The sequence below is a fragment of the Amycolatopsis sp. DG1A-15b genome (assembly GCF_030285645.1).
Taxonomy (GTDB): Bacteria; Actinomycetota; Actinomycetes; order Mycobacteriales; family Pseudonocardiaceae; genus Amycolatopsis.
The window spans coordinates 4,542,424-4,559,645 of sequence record NZ_CP127296.1 but is presented as its reverse complement, the minus strand read 5'-3'; the positions used below and the strand labels follow the sequence as shown (position 1 = coordinate 4,559,645).

At 71.8% G+C, this 17,222-nt stretch carries 21 protein-coding genes and 1 pseudogene; 11 read left to right on the top strand and 11 right to left on the bottom strand.

The window, feature by feature from the left end; translation table 11 throughout:
* The first annotated feature begins 151 nt into the window (after positions 1-151).
* The 7 genes from QRY02_RS20705 to QRY02_RS20675 are packed head-to-tail and all read left to right on the top strand — an operon-like array spanning position 152 to position 4,648.
* The gene (locus tag QRY02_RS20705; protein WP_285993178.1) at positions 152-403 is read left to right on the top strand and encodes a hypothetical protein; all 252 of its coding nucleotides are present in this window, start codon (positions 152-154) and stop codon (positions 401-403) included.
* Positions 400-1,512, top strand: a complete 1,113-nt coding sequence (locus QRY02_RS20700; RefSeq protein WP_285993177.1) for an FAD:protein FMN transferase — start codon at positions 400-402, stop codon at positions 1,510-1,512. Before QRY02_RS20705 ends, QRY02_RS20700 begins: the two co-directional genes overlap by 4 nt.
* Positions 1,509-2,060 carry a ferric reductase-like transmembrane domain-containing protein gene (locus tag QRY02_RS20695; protein ID WP_285993176.1) on the top strand — a complete coding sequence of 184 codons (552 nt, stop codon included), beginning with the start codon at positions 1,509-1,511 and terminating at the stop codon, positions 2,058-2,060. The genes QRY02_RS20700 and QRY02_RS20695 overlap by 4 nt, the downstream gene beginning before the upstream one ends.
* Positions 2,057-3,187 (top strand): NADH-ubiquinone oxidoreductase-F iron-sulfur binding region domain-containing protein, encoded by a 1,131-nt coding sequence (locus QRY02_RS20690; protein ID WP_285993175.1) that lies wholly within the window; start codon positions 2,057-2,059, stop codon positions 3,185-3,187. The genes QRY02_RS20695 and QRY02_RS20690 overlap by 4 nt, the downstream gene beginning before the upstream one ends.
* Positions 3,184-3,411, top strand: a complete 228-nt coding sequence (locus QRY02_RS20685; RefSeq protein ID WP_285993174.1) for a ferredoxin — start codon at positions 3,184-3,186, stop codon at positions 3,409-3,411. Before QRY02_RS20690 ends, QRY02_RS20685 begins: the two co-directional genes overlap by 4 nt.
* An 11-nt stretch (positions 3,412-3,422) precedes the next feature.
* Positions 3,423-4,166 (top strand): SIR2 family NAD-dependent protein deacylase, encoded by a 744-nt coding sequence (locus tag QRY02_RS20680; RefSeq protein WP_285993173.1) that lies wholly within the window; start codon positions 3,423-3,425, stop codon positions 4,164-4,166.
* On the top strand, positions 4,163-4,648 hold the full coding sequence (locus QRY02_RS20675; RefSeq protein WP_285993172.1) for a GNAT family N-acetyltransferase: 486 nt from the start codon (positions 4,163-4,165) through the stop codon (positions 4,646-4,648). The genes QRY02_RS20680 and QRY02_RS20675 overlap by 4 nt, the downstream gene beginning before the upstream one ends.
* Here the strand turns inward: QRY02_RS20675 and QRY02_RS20670 are convergent.
* From QRY02_RS20670 to QRY02_RS20650, 5 genes and pseudogenes are all read right to left on the bottom strand, one after another.
* On the bottom strand, positions 4,626-4,826 hold the full coding sequence (locus tag QRY02_RS20670; RefSeq protein WP_285993171.1) for a hypothetical protein: 201 nt from the start codon (positions 4,824-4,826) through the stop codon (positions 4,626-4,628). The genes QRY02_RS20675 and QRY02_RS20670 overlap by 23 nt on opposite strands.
* Positions 4,827-4,860: 34 nt before the next feature.
* Positions 4,861-5,052, bottom strand: a pseudogene (locus QRY02_RS20665) (YciI family protein); the annotation flags it as partial.
* Positions 5,053-5,118: 66 nt separating this feature from the next.
* A complete protein-coding gene (locus tag QRY02_RS20660) occupies positions 5,119-5,403 on the bottom strand; it encodes a hypothetical protein (RefSeq protein WP_285993170.1) in 285 nt (94 codons plus the stop codon).
* 235 nt (positions 5,404-5,638) lie between these two features.
* Positions 5,639-7,237, bottom strand: coding sequence for a serine/threonine-protein kinase (locus QRY02_RS20655; protein WP_285993169.1), 1,599 nt, complete (start codon positions 7,235-7,237; stop codon positions 5,639-5,641).
* 48 nt (positions 7,238-7,285) lie between these two features.
* Positions 7,286-8,251 (bottom strand): SDR family NAD(P)-dependent oxidoreductase, encoded by a 966-nt coding sequence (locus QRY02_RS20650; protein WP_285993168.1) that lies wholly within the window; start codon positions 8,249-8,251, stop codon positions 7,286-7,288.
* 104 nt (positions 8,252-8,355) lie between these two features.
* Here QRY02_RS20650 and QRY02_RS20645 point away from each other — a divergent pair, with 104 nt between their 5' ends.
* From QRY02_RS20645 to QRY02_RS20635, 3 genes are all read left to right on the top strand, one after another.
* On the top strand, positions 8,356-8,898 hold the full coding sequence (locus QRY02_RS20645; RefSeq protein ID WP_285993167.1) for a DUF6069 family protein: 543 nt from the start codon (positions 8,356-8,358) through the stop codon (positions 8,896-8,898).
* 5 nt (positions 8,899-8,903) lie between these two features.
* Complete coding sequence (locus QRY02_RS20640; RefSeq protein ID WP_285993877.1) at positions 8,904-9,320, top strand: nitroreductase/quinone reductase family protein; 417 nt, start codon at positions 8,904-8,906, stop codon at positions 9,318-9,320.
* 61 nt (positions 9,321-9,381) lie between these two features.
* Complete coding sequence (locus QRY02_RS20635; protein WP_285993166.1) at positions 9,382-10,698, top strand: hypothetical protein; 1,317 nt, start codon at positions 9,382-9,384, stop codon at positions 10,696-10,698.
* Positions 10,699-10,705: 7 nt separating this feature from the next.
* On the opposite strand, the gene QRY02_RS20630 is transcribed toward QRY02_RS20635, so the two are convergent.
* From QRY02_RS20630 to msrA, 5 genes are all read right to left on the bottom strand, one after another.
* The gene (locus tag QRY02_RS20630) at positions 10,706-11,509 is read right to left on the bottom strand and encodes an ABC transporter permease (protein WP_285993165.1); all 804 of its coding nucleotides are present in this window, start codon (positions 11,507-11,509) and stop codon (positions 10,706-10,708) included.
* The gene (locus tag QRY02_RS20625) at positions 11,506-12,483 is read right to left on the bottom strand and encodes an ATP-binding cassette domain-containing protein (RefSeq protein ID WP_285993164.1); all 978 of its coding nucleotides are present in this window, start codon (positions 12,481-12,483) and stop codon (positions 11,506-11,508) included. Before QRY02_RS20625 ends, QRY02_RS20630 begins: the two co-directional genes overlap by 4 nt.
* 79 nt (positions 12,484-12,562) lie before the next feature.
* On the bottom strand, positions 12,563-13,072 hold the full coding sequence (locus QRY02_RS20620; RefSeq protein WP_285993163.1) for an OsmC family protein: 510 nt from the start codon (positions 13,070-13,072) through the stop codon (positions 12,563-12,565).
* Between the two features lie 75 nt (positions 13,073-13,147).
* On the bottom strand, positions 13,148-15,424 hold the full coding sequence (locus tag QRY02_RS20615; protein ID WP_285993162.1) for a M4 family metallopeptidase: 2,277 nt from the start codon (positions 15,422-15,424) through the stop codon (positions 13,148-13,150).
* A 322-nt stretch (positions 15,425-15,746) separates the two neighbouring features.
* Complete coding sequence (msrA, locus tag QRY02_RS20610; protein WP_285993161.1) at positions 15,747-16,262, bottom strand: peptide-methionine (S)-S-oxide reductase MsrA; 516 nt, start codon at positions 16,260-16,262, stop codon at positions 15,747-15,749.
* Between the two features lie 139 nt (positions 16,263-16,401).
* On the opposite strand from msrA, the gene QRY02_RS20605 reads away from it, so the two are divergent.
* Positions 16,402-16,782 carry an STAS domain-containing protein gene (locus QRY02_RS20605; RefSeq protein WP_285993160.1) on the top strand — a complete coding sequence of 127 codons (381 nt, stop codon included), beginning with the start codon at positions 16,402-16,404 and terminating at the stop codon, positions 16,780-16,782.
* 43 nt (positions 16,783-16,825) lie between these two features.
* Here the strand turns inward: QRY02_RS20605 and QRY02_RS20600 are convergent, their stop codons facing one another.
* Positions 16,826-17,131 carry a hypothetical protein gene (locus QRY02_RS20600; RefSeq protein WP_285993159.1) on the bottom strand — a complete coding sequence of 102 codons (306 nt, stop codon included), beginning with the start codon at positions 17,129-17,131 and terminating at the stop codon, positions 16,826-16,828.
* Positions 17,132-17,222: the final 91 nt, after the last annotated feature.

Genomic DNA, 17,222 nt, shown 5'->3' with positions numbered 1-17,222 from the left:
GGTCCGGTTCGTGAACACCAGGAAACCTCCGGCAGACAACGGAAAGAGTGGGTGAATGGCTTTCCGGTGTCAACCTCCTTTGGTGGGGGCGTCAGGGCTTTGACAGGTCGTTCCCAGCTCGTTCAAAGGAACGGCGCCGACACTCGGTGCCATGGAACCCACCACCCCGGCCGGACCCGCCCGCCGCGAGCAGGGACGCCGCAAGGCCGCACTGGCGACGGCGGCCGCCGCGGTACTGGGCGCGGCCGCGGTCGGCGCCATCGGCTTCGGCCTGTCGGCGGCCTCGGCCGACACGACGCAGAACTCCACGACCACGACTGACCCGCAGGACCAGCTCGAGGCACCGGACAGCGGCTTGAGCAGCGGCTCCGGCCACGCCCACACCGGCTCGGGGGCATCGTGACCACGGCCTTCCCGGCGCTGGGCACGACGGCGGAGCTGCTGGTGACCGACCCGGCCCGGCTCGGAGCGGCGGTCGCGGTGCTCCGGGAGGAACTGGCGGCCATCGATGCGGCGTGCAGCCGGTTCCGGCCGGATTCGGAGATTTCACGGCTGCACGAGGCGGCCGGGCGGGAGGTCCGGGTGGGGCCGCTGCTCGCGGAGGCAGTGGGGGTGGCGTTGCGTGCGGCCCGCTTGACGGAGGGCCTGGTCGACCCGACGGTGGGGGCCGCGGTGCGCGCACTGGGGTACGACCGCGATTTCGCTTTCGTTGCCGGTGATCGGCACACGGAGGAACTCGGCGGTGCCGATGATCGGGACAGCGCGGCGGATCCGAGTCGTGCGTCCGCTGGTGCCGCTGGCCGGTATCCGGCTGGTTCCGGGGCGGCCGGGCTCGGCCGTGCGCCCGCTGGTGCCGGTGACCGGCGCCCGGCTGGTTCCGGGGCGGCCGGGCTCGGCCGTGCGCCCGCCGATGCCGCTGACCGGTACCCCGCCACCGTCCCTGCGCCCGGCTGGCACCGGATCCTCTTCGACCCCGTCCGGCGGCTCGTCGTCCTCCCCCGGGGTGTCCACCTCGACCTCGGCGCGACCGCCAAGGCCCTCGCCGCCGACCGGGCCGCCCGGCGGATCCACGCCACCGTCGGCTGCGGCACCCTCGTGAACCTCGGCGGCGATCTGCGCGCCGCCGGACCGCCTCCGACCGGCGGCTGGCTGGTCGCGCTCGGCGATGATCACGCCGACGCCGTCACCCGGCCGGACGCCACCGTCGCCCTCCACCGTGACGGGGCGCTGGCCACCTCCGGGACCACCCGGCGACGCTGGCGCCACGGCGGCCGGACCGTGCACCACATCGTCGATCCGCGCACCGGCGACGTTCCCGAAGCGCGGTGGCGCACCGTCACCGTCGCCGCAAGGTCCACAGTGGACGCCAACACCGCGAGCACCGCGGCGATCGTCCTCGGCGCCGGCGCACCCGCCTGGCTCGAGCGACGGCAGCTCCCCGCGCGGCTGGCCGGCGTCGACGGCGACGTCGTCACGACACCAGGCTGGCCCGGAGAGCGAGCGGCGGCATGAGCTCCGCGGTGTGGTACTTCAGCCGCGCGACCGGGCTCGTTTCGCTGGCGCTGTTCACCGGCGTCGTCGTCCTCGGCGCGCTCGGCGCCGGCCGGTTCGCCACGCGCGGGTGGCCGCGGTTCACCGTTGCCGCCGTGCACCGGAACCTCGCGCTGACCAGCCTCGCGTTCCTCGCCGCGCACATCGCGTCGGCGATCCTCGACGGCTACGTCCCGCTCGGCTGGCTCGACGTCGTCGTCCCGTTCGGCGCCGGTTACCAGCCGCTGTGGGTCGGGCTCGGCGCCGTCGCGATCGACCTGGTGCTCGCGATCGTCGTCACCAGTCTCGTGCGCACCCGCCTGCCGGCGCGGGCGTGGCGCGCCGTGCACTGGCTGGCCTACCTGTGCTGGCCGGTCGCGCTGGTGCACGGCTTCGGCATGGCCGAGGACGACTCCGCGTACGGCTGGATCGCCGCCCTCGACGCGCTGTGCGTGCTGGCGGTGCTCGGTTCCGCCGGCTACCGCGCGGCCCGCGTCCGCAAGTTCGCTGCCCTGGGAGGCACCCGATGAGCATCCTGCCCCCGCACCGGCTCGACCTGGCCGGCCACCGGCGCCGCAACGGCGTCGTGCCGTGGGTCGCCTACCACGGTGACGACGGCCGCGACCGGCTGATCGACGCCGTCGAGGCGGCGGACCTGCGCGGCCGCGGCGGCGCGGGCTTCCCGACCGCGGTGAAGCTGCGCGCGGCCCGGTCGAAACGCTCGATCGTCGTCGCGAACGGGTGTGAAGGCGATCCGCTGAGCCGAAAGGACGTTGCCCTGCTGACGCTTTCGCCACACCTCGTGCTCGACGGCCTGCAGCTGGCCGCGCACGCCATCGGTGCCGCCGAAGCCGTCCTCTGCGTGCACGCGGGCAGCCCGGCGCTGCCGGGTGTCGCCGCGGCCCTCGCCGAGCGCGAAGACCGGGTGCCGGTGCGGGTCGCGGAGGTGCCACGCCGGTACGTCGCCAGCGAGGAGACCGCGCTCGTCCGGTACCTGACGTCGGGGGACGCGCGGCCGCTCGGCAAACGGCCGCGGCCCGCCGAACGCGGCGTGCGCGGGCGCCCGACGCTCGTGTCCAACGTGGAGACACTGGCGCAGCTGGCGTCGGTGGTGCTCCGGGGGCCGCACCACTACCGCGCGTCCCGGACCGAACTCGTCACCGTCACCGGTGCGGTCCGGCGGCCCGGCGTCGTCGAAGTGACCGCCGGGACGTCCCTGGCCGGCGTGCTGGCCGCGGCCGGCGGCGAAGCGGAGCCGGTGCAGGCGGTGCTCGCCGGTGGTTACGGCGGAACGTGGACGGCCGAGCTCGACGGTGGTGTGCCGGGGATTGCGGCGGTCCACGCGTTGCCGGTGCGTGCGTGCGGGCTCGAGTACACGGCGAAGGTGCTGGCGTTCCTGGCGGCCGAGTCGGCCCGGCAGTGCGGGCCGTGCACGTTCGGGTTGCCGTCGATCGCGGCCGACTTCGCGGAGCTGATCCGCGGCGGCCCGTCGACGCCCCGGCTGGCCCGCCGCCTCCCGCTGCTCACCGGCCGGGGCGCGTGCGCCCACCCGGACGGCGCGGCCCGCCTCGCCGCGAGCGCGCTGCGGGTGTTCGACGCCGACGTCCACACTCACCAGGCCGGCGGCCGGTGCCGGGTCCCGGCGGGTGTCGCATGAAGGTGACGGTCGACCCGATCAGGTGCCGCGCGCACGGGCTGTGCGCGGACCTGCTGCCGGAACTGGTGCGGCTCGACGAGTGGGGCTATCCGGTGGTCGCTCCGGGCCCGGTGCCGGCGGGACTCGCGGCGGAGGCGCGTGGCGCGGCCGCGGCGTGCCCGGCGTTGGCGTTGCGGCTGCGGAAGGAAGGTAATCCGGTCGTGCCGCCGCGGCGAAGCCATTAGCCTTCGCCACCATGGACGGCAAGCTCATCGACCGGATCCGCGGCGCCCGGCGGATCGCCGCGCTGACCGGCGCGGGCATCTCCACCGCGTCCGGGATTCCCGACTACCGGGGCCCCGAAGGCGTCTGGACGCGCACGCCGAGCGCCGTGAACGCCTTCACGCTCGAGAACTTCATGGCCGACGCCGGCGTGCGCCGGGAGTTCTGGCGCACGTACGCGGGGCACGCTGCCTGGCGCGCCGAACCGAACGCGGCCCACCGCGCGCTGGCGGAACTCGACAGCGCGGGGGCCGCCGTCCGGGTGCTCACCCAGAACGTCGACGGGCTGCACCAGCGGGCCGGCCTCGCCGCCCGCAAGGTCCTCGAACTGCACGGCAGCATGCACACCACGCGGTGCACCGGGTGCGCGGCCGGCTTCCCGACCGTCGAGATCCTCGCGGCGGGCGACGACGACCCGTTGTGCCCGCACTGCGGTGGGATTCTCAAGCTCGACATCGTCCTTTTCGGACAGCTGCTGGACGGTGACGTCCTCGGTCAGGCACGGACCATCGCGGCGGCGAGCGGGCTCTTCCTGGCCATCGGCAGTTCGCTGCAGGTGGAGCCGGCGGCGTCGTTGTGCATGGTCGCCGTGCAGGCCAGAGCGACGCTGGTCGTCGTCAACCGCGACCCGACGCCCTACGACGACGATGCCGATTTCGTGCTGCGGGAGGACATCGAGGCCGTCGTGCCGGAACTCTGCGCCGCGGTGACCCGGTGATCCGCGAAGCCCGCGACGAGGACTGGCCCGCGATCTGGCCGATCATCCACGACGTCGTCACCGAGCAGCGGACGTTCCCCTACGACCCGGCGATGACCGAGCAGGACGCCCGGCGGATGTGGCTGCGCGAGCCGCCGGCCCGGGTGGTCGTCGCGCTGGACGGCGACCGGGTGACGGGCACGGCGAACATGTACGCCAACCGGCCGGGGCCCGGCGGCCACGTCGCTTCCGGCAGCTTGATGGTCGCGAAGGAGGCACGCGGCGCGGGCGTCGGACGGGCCTTGACGACGGACCTGATCGGCTGGGCCCGGCGGAGCGGGTTCGCGGCGATCCAGTTCAACGCGGTCGTCGACGTGAACGTGGCCGCGATCGGCCTGTACGAGAGCCTGGGGTTCGTGACGCTCGGAACGGCCCCGGGAGCGTTCCGCCACCCGGCCGAGGGCGACGTCGGGCTGCGCATCATGTGGCTGGACCTGCGGTGACCCGCCCGCCGAACCGCCAGGCGCGCACCTCGATGGCGGCGTACCGGTCCGGGGTGAGGACGTTGCGGGCCGCGCTCGGGGTCGCCGCCCTCGTCAGCGCGGCGGTGCCGAGCCAGGCGGTGCCGTCGTCGGACAGGAGCGGTCCGTAGGCGGCGCAGCAGGACGTCCCGGCACCCACCGGCCTGGTACGTGGGCTCGTCGAAGGCGAATGCGCGGGCCGCGGCCGGGTCCGGCAGGTCGAGGGCGTGCACGCTGCCGGTGGGGGTGCCGACGTCGTCCAGCGTCGGGCCGCGGGCGATCATCCGGGTCGCGTAGCGGTCCATGGAGGACCAATGCGCTTCCAGCGTTTCCTGCCGCAGCGCCGACGACCCGGGGCGATCGCGGTGGAAGCAGAAGAAGTCCATGGACCGCACATCAGCCGTCCGCCGTCGGCCGACCGGCCGGGGAATGATCGAATGGCGCGCTTTCGTTCAACGCCGGTCCGATCCGGTCAGTTCTTCGGCGAAGATGGTGTCGATCTTCCGGGCCGCCGTGCGCAATTTCGCGACGCTCGCGACGAGCAGCGCGAATGCGGCCGCCGGCACCACGAGCAGCACGGGCGGCCACCCGAAGCCGGCGACGGCGACGGCGCAGACCAGTGCGGAGATCAGGAAGACTGCCCGGCCGGCGACCCGCGGCCACGCGGGACGGGGCTTGGCGTGCCGGCCGCGCGGGGTGCGGAAAACCGGCCGCGCGAGGGCAGCGTTGACACTCATCGAAACCTCCGGAAACATCGTCGAGCCGGCGGGAGGGGATTCCCGGCGGCAGCGCCCGGCGCGGTGCGAAGCGCAGCTGGCACGTGGTGTGTGTCGGCTCGGACGCAGCTCCGGTTACCTGTCGTTATTGGTTCGAGTCCCAATTCGGGAAATGTAATTACCGTGCGTTCCGGATGGTATTCCGCACTAGGGCCGTTGGACCCGGTTTCGCGTGCCGGAGGTCCCGGGCCGCCGCTCAGGAGTCGTGGCCGGGGCCCTTGCCTTTGCCCTTGCCGGGGTTCTCGGGTTTCTCGGGCTTGCCCTGCTTCGGTGGCTGGCCGGCGGACGCCGGGGTCTCGTGGGTGACGGCGGCGGGCTCGAGGGACGCCGCCCCACTGGTGGCCGGACCCCGGCCGCCGGCGTCGGAGTGCGGCGCGGGGGTACCGGATTCGGCGAGCGGGGTGGACGAAGGCGTGGCGGTGGCGACGGGAGTGTGCGCGGCCGGTGGCTGGGCGGGGGAGCTGGTCCCGTCTTGCTGCTCGACCAGCAGCAACGCGGACACGGCGGCAACGGCGGCGGCGGTCAGCCCGGCCGCGGCGGCCAGCCGGCGGCGTTTCGGGCTGTCGGCCGGGGGCGCGGTGGCCGTGACGGGGTGGAGCTGGGTCGGCGCGTCGGCGGCGGTCCGGTCGTGGCCGGTCGAGGGGCTGCGGTGGGTGGGCGCCGGATCGGTGGCCGGCAGGCCGTGGCCCGCCGAGCCGGAAGCCGCGAGCGCCGCGTCGGCGGCCGGACTCGCGTCGGCCGCGGCCCGGCCGAGGCCACCCGGGGCCGGGGCGGAACCCGCATCCTGGCGTGCCGGGCGGCGACGCCACCGCGGGCTGCGCTCCACCCGGCTCCACGGCAGCGTCGGCGGCGGGGCGTGCAGCATGTCCAGGACCTTCGCGGCCGTCGGCCGGTCGGCGGGCTCGCGCTGCGTCATCCGGCGCAACGTGTACGCCAGCGCCGCCGGTGCGTCCTCCGGGATCCGCGGCGGTCTCGTCAGCCGGGCCATGGCCGCCTCGACCATCGTGCCCGGGTACTCCCGTTGTCCCGTCAGGCATTCCAGCAGGATCAAGCCCAGCGCGTACACGTCCGCCGGCGGGCCGGCCGGCTCGCCCGACACCTGCTCCGGCGCCAGGTACGCCGCCGTCCCCGGGATCAGGCCCGTGCCCGTGATGTGGGTGGTGTCGAGGGCGTGGGCGATGCCGAAGTCGCCGATCAGGGGACCGTCCGCGGACAGGAACACGTTGGCCGGCTTCAGGTCGCGGTGCACGATCCGCCGCGCGTGGACGTGGGCCAGTGCCTCGGCGAGCCCGTCGGCCAGCGCCGTCACGTCCGCCGCCGGCATCGGGCCGCTCAGCAGGCGCTCCGCGAGGTTCTCGCCCTCGACGAGCTGCATCACCAGGTACGTCCGGCCGTTCTCGTCGCCGCTGTCCAGCAGCGCCACCACGCCCGGGTGGCTGATGCTGCCCTGGATCGTCATCTCGCGCAGCCGGCGCCGCTGGTCGAGCGCCACCGCGTCCCGGTCGTAGATCTTGACGGCGACCTCGCGGGTCAGCCGGACGTCGTAGGCCCGGTAGACGCGGGCCGTGGCGCCGCTGCCGATCAGCCTGCCGACCTCGTAGCGCCCGCCCAGCAGCCCCGGCGGCCGCTCGTCGTCGAGGGGGCTGCGCGGGGTGATGGTGAATTCACCGAGGGCGTAACGGCCACAGGTGACCCCCGCCCCGTCGCTCGTCGGCGGGGGCCCCGTTCTCCCGGCTTCGTCGGCCACGGGCGGCAGGTACCCCGGTCCCGTGACCGGCAAACGTCGGAAGATCACGAACAAAGTATCGTCCGGGGCCCTGTCGACGTGACAATCAGGGCGCGATCATCGCTGCGCGAACGCGTCCACGCCGGTGAGCTGGGCCGACAGCGTCCACAGGCGCGCGGCCTGCTCGCGGTCGACGGCGTACCGGCGGACCCCGGACTCGGCGAGGCCCTCGGCGCCGTCGGGCGCGAGCTCGGCGACGTCGCAGTCCTCCAGGTACAGCCCGCCGAGCCCGGCCAGCTGCGGCGAGGTCGCCGCCCAGACCGTGGTCGCGGCGCCCTGCTCGGGGGTCTTGAACCGCACCAGGTAGTTGCCGGCCTCGTCGATCCAGCCGCGTTCGATCATCTCCGCCCGCGGCAGGTGCCGCTGCAGCGGCGTCATGATGCCGCCGGGGTGCAGCGCGAACGCGTGGACGTCCTTTTCGGCGCCCAGCTGGTCGAGCTGGACGGCGAAGAGCACGTTGGCCGTCTTGGCCTGCCCGTAGGCCTGCCACTTCTCGTAGCCGGTCTCGAAGTGGACGTCGTCCCAGCGGATCGGCGAGTAGTGGTGACCGCGCGAGGACAGCGAAACCACGCGGGCGCCCTCGGCGACCGCCGGCCACAGCCGGTTGACCAGCGCGAAGTGGCCGAGGTGGTTGGTGGCGAACTGGGCTTCCCAGCCCGGCCCGACGCGGGTCTCGGGGCAGGCCATGACACCGGCGTTGGCGATGAGGAGGTCGATCCGCCGTCCGGTCGCCAGGAACCGCTCGGCGAAGGCGCGGACGCTCTCCAGATCGCTCAGGTCCAGCTCGTCGACCTCGGCGCCGTCGATGCCGGCGAGCGCTTCCTCGGCGGTCTCCCGGCGGCGGGCCGGGACGACGACGTGGGCGCCGGCGCCGGTCAGCGCGCGGGTGGTTTCGAGGCCGATCCCGGAGTACCCGCCGGTGACGACGGCGAGCTTCCCGGTGAGGTCCACGCCTGCGACGGCTTCGGCGGCCGTGGTGGTGGCGCCGAAGCCCGAACCGATCTTGTGCTGTGCGGTGGTCATGGATCCGACGCTACGAGCTGGAGTGCACTCCAGCGCAAATCGCGGCCGGGGCCGAAACGGGGGACAATCGGGGTGAGAGGCGCAGCCGACCCAGGAAGGCTCTGATGTCCGACTACTACGGGAACCAGCCCCAGGACGTCCGCCCGGGGATCGACGCGCGCCGCCTGTGGGCGGGCGGCGTGGCGACGGCGGTGGTCGCGGCCCTGCTCGCGGTCGTCGGGCTGCTGATCGCACGCGGGATCTTCGAGGTCGAAGTGCTCGCCCCAAAAGGCGAGGGCGTCTGGGGCAACGCGAGCACCACGACGTACGCACTGGTCGCCGCCGCGGTGGCCCTGCTCGCCACCGGGCTGATGCACCTGCTGAGCGTGGCGACGCCGGCGCCGTCCCAGTTCTTCGGCTGGATCATGGTGCTGGTGACGTTGATCGCGGTGGTGCTGCCGCTGACCCTGACGGTGGCGCCGAGCGCGAAGATCGCCACGGCGGTGATCAACCTGGTGATCGGCCTGGTCATCGCCGCGGTGGTGAACAGCATGGCGGCCAGTGCCCGCACCCTGCACCGGCGCCGCAGCCAGCAGAGCGCGGCACCCCCGCCGACCCGGCAGCAGCGGACCCAGCAGGACCCGCCGACCCGGTACTACGACCGGTGACCGTCATGGACGTCCGGGACGCCAACCGCCGGGTGATCGAGCAGTTCCGCGCCGGCGGCGAGGTCGAGGGCATGCACCGCGAGCGCCTGGCCCTGCTGACGACGACGGGCCGGGTGTCCGGCGAGCCGCGGACGGTCCCGATGATGGTCCACCGCGACGGTTCGCGGTGGCTGGTGGTGGCGTCCAACATCGGCGCGCCCCGCCACCCGGACTGGTACCTGAACCTCGAGGCCGACTCCCGGGTGCGGGTCGAGGTGGACGGCCGATCGTTCGACGCGGAGGCGCTGCCGCTGCTGGGGGCGGACTATGTGCGGACGTGGACGGAGCTGGAGAAGCACTACCCGTTCCTGGCGGACCACCAGGCGAAGGCCCGGCAGGCCAGGCGGGTGATCCCGATCGTGGAGCTGTCCGAAGAGGACTGACTATCGGTTCAGGCTCGCGACCCCTCGCTGTTGCGGTTCAGGGTGTGGTAGTCGTAAGCCGGTGCACACTCGTGGTGTTCTCATCGCGCTCCTGGTTACGCCGGTCGCCGCGGTTCTCACCTTCGTGAGCGCGGCTTCCTGCGTTCTGGCGCTGTACGGTTTGACGAATGTGCTGCAGAGCAGGACTTTGCCGGGGGAAGTGACGGCACGAATCATCCCGAGGTGGTCGGCGCGGGCCTGGTGGTCTACGTGGCGCTCGAAGGGGCGGCGGAAAAACTGTGCCGCAGCATTGCTCGGCGCCGCGTCGAGAATTGCTGCCGCTGCATTCGTGTGGTATCTCGGCACTGCGTCCGTGGTGGCTGTGGGGTGGGAAGTCGGCAGGCTTAATGGCGAAAAGATTCCTGATCCGACTGTGGGCGGACCGCCTCTCATCGCTTTCCTTGGTGCGGTGTGGGGCGGGGCGTTCCTGCTCCATGCTGTCCGTTACATGACCAGCGGCAAGGCGCAGAAGTTCTGGACATCTCCGGAGCTCACGTTCCTGGCCGACCGGGTGGGCGCCGTGAACAGGTTCGACTTCCTTCGTAAGGTCTGGCTCTACACGTGGCTCCGATGGAGTGCGAAAGCCGGGATGTACCTCGGCTTGGTCATCACCTTGTCCCGGCTCTCCGGCCCTTCCGAACCCATATCCGCTCCCCGGGCGAACCCGCCGAGGTTCGCAGTGGAAGGCGGTTATGGCGTACTGTTCCTGGTGGGTGTTGCCCTCACTTTTGCCGTGGGTGGTCTGCTGAGGCAGGCGATAGCCATCGCGTTACCGACCGCGCACGCTGCAGTGGCCGTTGAGCGGTTTCTGGCCGCGGAAAACCGCGAAGGAAGGTCCGAGCGTACAAAGCGTCGCGCGGGAATTATCGATCGCCTCGGGAAGAGACGAGTCCTGCTCGCCAGGGCCGCGCGGGCGATGAACGCGTCGGCCGCGCGGATCGACTTGGCTTTCGGGCAGCACCCGGTCGCGTCGATCCTGCGCGCATGCGGTGGCCGGCTCCAAGCGTTTCTCGCGGGAACGAGGTCGCTGACCGGTGCTTGTCCCGAGGAGGTGAACATCCTGCTCAAGGATGTCGTCGCCGTCCTGGCCGGTCCGGCCGATCCCCGTCTCCCGGCGGCCGTGGCGCAGGCGGTCGGGGCTTTCGACCAGGACGGCGTCCCAGTGCAGCACGCGGCTCCGAAACGGCACTGGATTTCGCTCGCCGCCCGAACTGCCGACGCCGTCGACCGGTATTCCCGGCTCGCGGCCTCCCTCTGGCTCCTGTGCTACTTCGCGGTCGCGATCACGCTCCTCCTGCTCGGCAGCCTCAGCCTGACCAAGCTCCCGCTGCAGAAGTAGCCGCGGCCTACTTGCTCGCCACCCGGCGGTAGCGCGCCGTCGCCAGTGGGGCGAAGATCGCGATGATCGCCAGACAGCACAAGATCGCGTACAGCGCCGCGTGCTCCGCCGGCCAGCCCGTCGGCGGGACGCCGAAGCGGTTGCCGAACAAGTCGCGAGTCGCGTTGATCACCGCCGTGAACGGGTTCCAGTCCGCGATCGCCTTCAGGAACGCCGGGAGCGTGTCCGTCGGGACGAACGCCGACGAAATGAAGCTCAGCGGGAACATCCAGATCAGGCCCGCGCTCTGCGCCACCTCCACGCTGCGCGCCGCCAGGCCGATCAGGGCGCCGACCCAGGACAGGGCCCACGCGAACATCAGCATCACCAGGTAGCCGAGCAGCGCGTCCCAGAAGCTGCCGCGGATGCGCCAGCCGACCAGCAGCCCGCACGCCGACATCACGATCAGCGCCACCACGCTGACCACCAGGTCCGACGTCGTGCGGCCGAGGACCACCGCGATGCGGGACATCGGCAGCGAGCGGAACCGGTCGATGATGCCCTTCTGCAGGTCGTTGGCGAAGCCGATGACCGTGAACGCCGAGTTGAACGCCACCGTCTGGGCGAAGATCCCGGCGATCAGGAACTCGCGGTACGCCGCTCCGCCCGCTTCGCCGCCGATCGCGTTGCCGAAGACGTAGGCGAACAGCAGCACGAACATGATCGGCTGCAGCGTCGCCGCCATCAGCCAGTCGGGGTTGCGGCGGACGTTCATCAGGTTGCGCCACGTGACGATGCCGCCGTCGGAAATGCCCTTCGCGAACGCATTCACTTCGAGACCCCCTCGGTCGACGAGGCGCCGTGGCCGGTCAGGGACAGGAAGACGTCGTCCAGCGTCGGGCGGTGCAGGCCGACGTCCTGGACCGTGATGCCGTGGGAATCGAGCCGCCGCAGGGCCTCGATCAGTGCCTTCGGCCCGGTGTCGACCAGGATTTCGGCCCGCCGCGTGTGGTCGTCGCCGGACGGCTCGCCGGTGCCGACCTCGCGCAGGACCTCCAGGGTGGCCGGCAGGTCCGCGGCCGAGGCGACGACCAGCTCCAGGCGTTCGCCGCCGATCTGGGCCTTCAGCTCGTCCGCCGTACCTCGCGCTATCACCCGGCCGTGGTCGATCACCACGATCGAGTCGGCGAGCTGGTCGGCCTCTTCGAGGTACTGCGTGGTCAGCAGCACGGTCGTGCCGTCGGCGACGAGCTCCTTGATGACCTGCCAGGTGTCGAGCCGCCCACCCGGGTCGAGGCCGGTGGTGGGCTCGTCGAGCACGACGACGGTCGGCTCGGCGACCAGCGCGCCGGCCAGGTCGAGACGCCGCCGCATCCCGCCGGAGTAGCCCTTCGCCGGCCGGTCGGCGGCCTCCTCGAGCCGGAACCGCGTGAGCAGTTCCCGGGCGCGCGAGCGGGCCGCGGCCTTCTTCCGGCCGTAGAGCCGCCCGACCATGTACAGGTTCTCGAACCCGGTGAGGTTCTCGTCGACGGCGGCGTACTGACCGGACAGCCCGATCCGCTGCCGCACCTCGTCCGGCTCGGCCAGCACGTCGTACCCGGCCACGTGCGCCGACCCGGAGTCCGGGCGCAGCAGCGTGGTCAGGATGCGCACGGTGGTGGTCTTCCCGGCGCCGTTGGGGCCGAGCAGGCCGAGCACCTGCCCGGCCGGGATGTCGAGGTCGACGCCGTCGAGCGCGCGCGTCGTCCCGTAGGTCTTCACGAGCCCGCGTACCCGGACGGCTGGGTCCGGTCCCGGCTGTGGCATGGCGGCTCCCCCTTCAGGTGACCCCGACAAGCTAGGCCACGCTGCCCGGTTTGTCCTCCGGGTTTCTCCCTGAGCCGGCTCAGTTCGCCGAAAGCGTGACGGCGAACTCCGGGGGCGTCCGCAGCGACTGGAACACGACGCAGTAGCGCTCGGTCAGCTTCTTGAGCGTCGCCAGCTGGTCCTCGCTCGCGTCGGTGTCGAGGTCGAACGACAGCCGGATGGCGCGGAAGCCGACCGGGGCGTCCTTCGCCACGGCGAGGGTGCCGCGGAAGTCGAGGTCGCCCTCGGCCCGGACGCGCCCGCCCCGGACGGTCAGGCCCAGCGACGTCGCGACGGCCCGCAGTGTCACGCCCGCGCACGCGACGAGCGCTTCGAGCAGCATGTCGCCCGAACAGGCGAGGGTGCCGTCGCCGCCGGTGGCCGGGTGCAGCCCGGCTTCGACGACCGCGCGTCCCGTTTCGACCTTGCACGAGATGCCGAGGCCGTCGAGTTCGGCGTCGGCGTGCAGCGTGACGAGCGCGCTCTCCGGATCTTCGCGGTACTTGTCCTTCAGCGGCGCCTGGGTCGCTCGCAGCTCTTCGGTGTCCATCCGCCGATTCTGCTCCGGAAAAACGCGAAGCGGGGAGGCCGGTTCACCCGGCCTCCCCGCGTCAGTGGTTCAGCGTCAGCTCAGGGTGACGGCCACGTCGTCGATGACGAACGAGGTCTGCAGCGAGCTGTCTTCGGTGCCGGTGAACTTCAGCGCGAGGGTGCCGCCGGCCGCCGACGAGACGTCGATGGTCTTGAGCGCGTACCCGGACGCCTTGTTCAGGTTGGAGTAGCTGCCCAGTGTCGTGCTGCCGTTGGCCACGGTCAGCTTGTCGTAGGCGGTGGAGGTGGTCGTCTCCGCGGTGTCGATGTGCAGGTAGAACGTCAGGCTGGCGTGGCAGCCCGCCGGGATGCTCACCGACTGCGCGATCGACTCGGTGGTGGTGGAGCCGTAGCCGTCGAGCCAGGACGAGTAGGTGCCGCCGTGCGCGGCCTGGCCCTGCGAACCCCACTGGCCGATGGAGCCGGTGGTGCCGGTCCAGCTGCCGCTGCCCGACTCGAAGCCGCCGTTGACGATCTTCTGGCCGGAGCAGCCGCCGGTGGTGCCGACGGTCCAGGTGAACGACGCCGAGCCGGTCTTGTTGGCCGCGTCCTTCGCCGTCACCGTGACGTTCGAGGTGCCCGCGGTGGTCGCGGTGCCCGAGATCGTGCCGGTGGAGGCGTTGATCGACAGGCCGGCCGGCAGGCCGGTGGCCGACCAGGTGTAGGGCGCGGTGCCACCGGAAGCCGACAGCGGCAGGTTCACCGAACCACCGGTCGTGGTGGACTGGTTGCCCGGGTTGGACACGGTGACCGTGCCGGTCGCCGAGCACGTCGGGTCGGCCGACTGCGCCGGCACGCTGATCGCGTCCCACGCCGCCTTGACGGTGTTGAACTCGGTGCAGCTGCCCGGGAACAGGTTCTTCGCCGCGGTCAGCGTCCAGGTGCGGTACTTCAGGTACGAGCTGCTGGAGGTCTTGAGCAGCATCGCGTTGTAGAAGATCTTCACCGCGGTCTGCACGCCGAGGCCGGTGACGGTGGAGCTGTTGCACGTGCTGCTGGTCGGCTGCCCGTTGGTCGGGTTCGTGCCCTCGGCCAGCAGGTAGAACCAGTGGTTGCCGGGGCCGGCGGCCGCGTGCACCTCACCGTTGGGAACGCTGCTGTCGTAGCAGTTCTTGTCGCCCAGCGCCGACGGGTTGTACATGTTGCGGATCGGGCCGGAACCGACCAGGTTCACCTGCTCGCCGACGAGGAAGTCCGGCTGGTCGTAGGGAGCGGGCTCGTTCGCGAACCACTCGGTCGAGGCGCCGAAGACGTCCGCGACGAACTCCTGGGTACCCGCACCCGAGATGCCACCCGGGGTGTGGTCGTCGATGCCGTGGCCGTGCTCGTGCGCCACGACGTCGATCGAGCCGATCCAGCCGCCGGCGGTGTTCTTGCCGATCTGGACCTGGCTGCCGTCGTAGTAGGCGTTCTGGTCGTTCAGGCCGACGCGGATCGGCCAGCCGCCGCCGTTGCCGTCGAAACCGTTGCGCCCCAGCCACTGCGAGAGCATCTTGTTCTCGGTCTGGGCCGCGTACAGCGCGTCGACGCAGCCGGTTTCGCGGTTGCTGGCGGTGCCGTTGCCCCAGAGGTCGTCCGGTCCGCTGAAGGTCGTGTTGTTGGCCGCGTCCTGGCAGGACGTGTTGGTGATGGCGGGGTCCTTCAGCGAGTACGTGCTGCCCGAGTGCGTGGTGTCGAGGTGCACGGGGTTCGGCCCGTTCCACGCGCTGGTGCCGTCACCGTTGAGGACGTGCTCCTGCGTCTTGAGCACCTTCCCGGTGGCGGCGTCGACGATGACGTCGAGCCGGCTCGGCCCTTCGGCGTCGCGGCCGACGACGGTGCTCTTCCACGCCAGCGTCGGGGCGCCGAGCGCGAAGACGACCTGCTGTGCCGGGCTCACGCTGTCCACCGCGGACAGCTGCTGCCGCGCGGTCGCCTCGGCCGCGGCCTTCGAGACCTTCGCGGTGGTGTCGGCGAGGTTGATCGTCTGGTCCTGGGCGACGGAGGTGCCGAGCACCTGGCCGGTCGAGTCGGTCGCCACCACGAAGTCACCGCCCACCACGGGCATGCCCTTGTAGCTGCGCTCGTAGGGGATGTACTTCAGGCCGTTGGTCGCGGAAATCGCCTTCTGAGCCAGGAAAACGTCATCCGCGCTCGCGTGCAGCGCGGCGGGCCGGCTCGCCACGAGCCCGGCCGCCGCCGACACGGCCAGGGTCTGGGCGTCCGGGACGGCGTTCGGGGTGGCGGGCTGGGCCTGGGCGGCGGTGGTCGTGCACACCGCGGCGATCAGGGCGCCGCTCGCGGCCAAGACGAATGGACGTCTCAGGTGCATCGGGGGATCTCCTCCGGGCAGGGCGAACCGGCCCGGGGTCGAGCCGGGCCGAGAACGGGGACGACGGGGAAAAATGGTGCGGCTTAGCGGAAATCAGCATCCGGTGTGAAAGCCCCGTGAACAAGCGACGAACGTACGGTCTTATCGGCAAGTCGCAATACATCCCAAATAGGACATTCGGCGCTATTGGGATCGGAGGTGTTGTGTCTGTCTATTGAGGACTTACGGTGGATCACCGCCGTTCGGACGATCTTCACTGCGTCCGAGACGACGAAGGGCCCCTTCGCCGGGATCGGCGAAGGGGCCCTTCGGTGGTGCTGGGTCAGGCGGTCTTCTCGCGCTTCGGGAGCTTCCAGCCCGGGCGCACGAAGTGGCACGTGTACCCGTTCGGGATGCGCTGCAGGTAGTCCTGGTGCTCCGGCTCGGCCTCCCAGAAGTCACCCACCGGGCTGACCTCGGTGACGACCTTGCCGGGCCACAGCCCCGACGCGTCGACGTCGGCGATCGTGTCCTCGGCGACCCGCTTCTGCTCGTCGTTCTCGAAGAAGATCGCCGAGCGGTAGCTCAGGCCGATGTCGTTGCCCTGGCGGTCCTTCGTCGTGGGGTCGTGCACCTGGAAGAAGAACTCGAGCAGGTCGCGGAACGTGGTCTGCGCGGGGTCGTAGATCACCTCGATGGCCTCGGCGTGCGTGCCGTGGTTGCGGTAAGTGGCGTTCGGGACGTCGCCGCCGCTGTAACCGACCCGGGTCGAGATCACCCCGGGTTGACGGCGGAACAGCTCCTGCATGCCCCAGAAGCAGCCGCCGGCCAGGACGGCCCTTTCGGTTGACGTGGTCACGGCGTCACTCCTTCTCCTCGTGCGGTGCTACCGACGGTTACAACTGCCCCGGACCCCCGATGATTCCACGCGGGTATTACGGAAGCCTGACGCGACGTGGGACGATGGTGCCGGGACGGGATGACTCCCGGGAGGCGCGATGCGCAACGACGACATCGCCTCGGAACACTCCGGCGGCGTGCTGGTCGTCGAGATGCGTGGCGAGCCGGGCATCACGACGGTGCTGCGCCGGGCGTCGGTGCTCGAGACCGCCCTGTGTGAACTGCCGTGGCCCCGGCTGCTGGTGTTCGACCTCGGCCGGCTGGACTTCCTCTCCGAACGCGGGGTCCGCGGCCTGCTCGAGGCGATCGAGCGCTGCCGGGACCGGGGCCTGCCGGGATGCCTGGTCGCCTCGCCGGGCACGGGTGTCGAACGGGTGGTCCGCCGCACCGGGCTCGGCGAGCTGGTGCGGGTGTTCCCGGATCGCCTGGCGACGATCGCCGCCTACCAGCCGGTCGAGGTGCGCTGGCTGCTTTGCTGAGCGCCGGCCGGGCCGTCCCGTCGTCCCGGTGAAGTGACCCAGGTCACTCGCCGCGCATCGAGCGGCGGATCTCGGCCAGCCGGTCCTTGGCCGCCTGGTCGCGGTCGGCGATCTGCTTGTCGAGGGTCTCGGCGGTGTTCTCGGTGCCGAGGCCGGCGACGTCGACCGAGCCGAGCGACGTGGTGTACCGGTTCTCGATCTTGTCGCGGACGAAGTCGAAGCTGGGTACCCCGCCCTCGCTGTAGTCCGGGTCCGGCAGCGGCGGCGACGGGACCGCCGGCGCCGCGGTGGGGGTGTCGTCGACGATCTCGCCCTCGACCACGTTCGGGTCACCGTCGGGTTTGCTCATCTCCCGACCATAGCGCCGGTGTGGGCAGTCCTGCCGCGGCCAGTGGGTAATTCGGCCGTGGGCCGGCCCGGCGCGGTGGGGAATTCTCGAC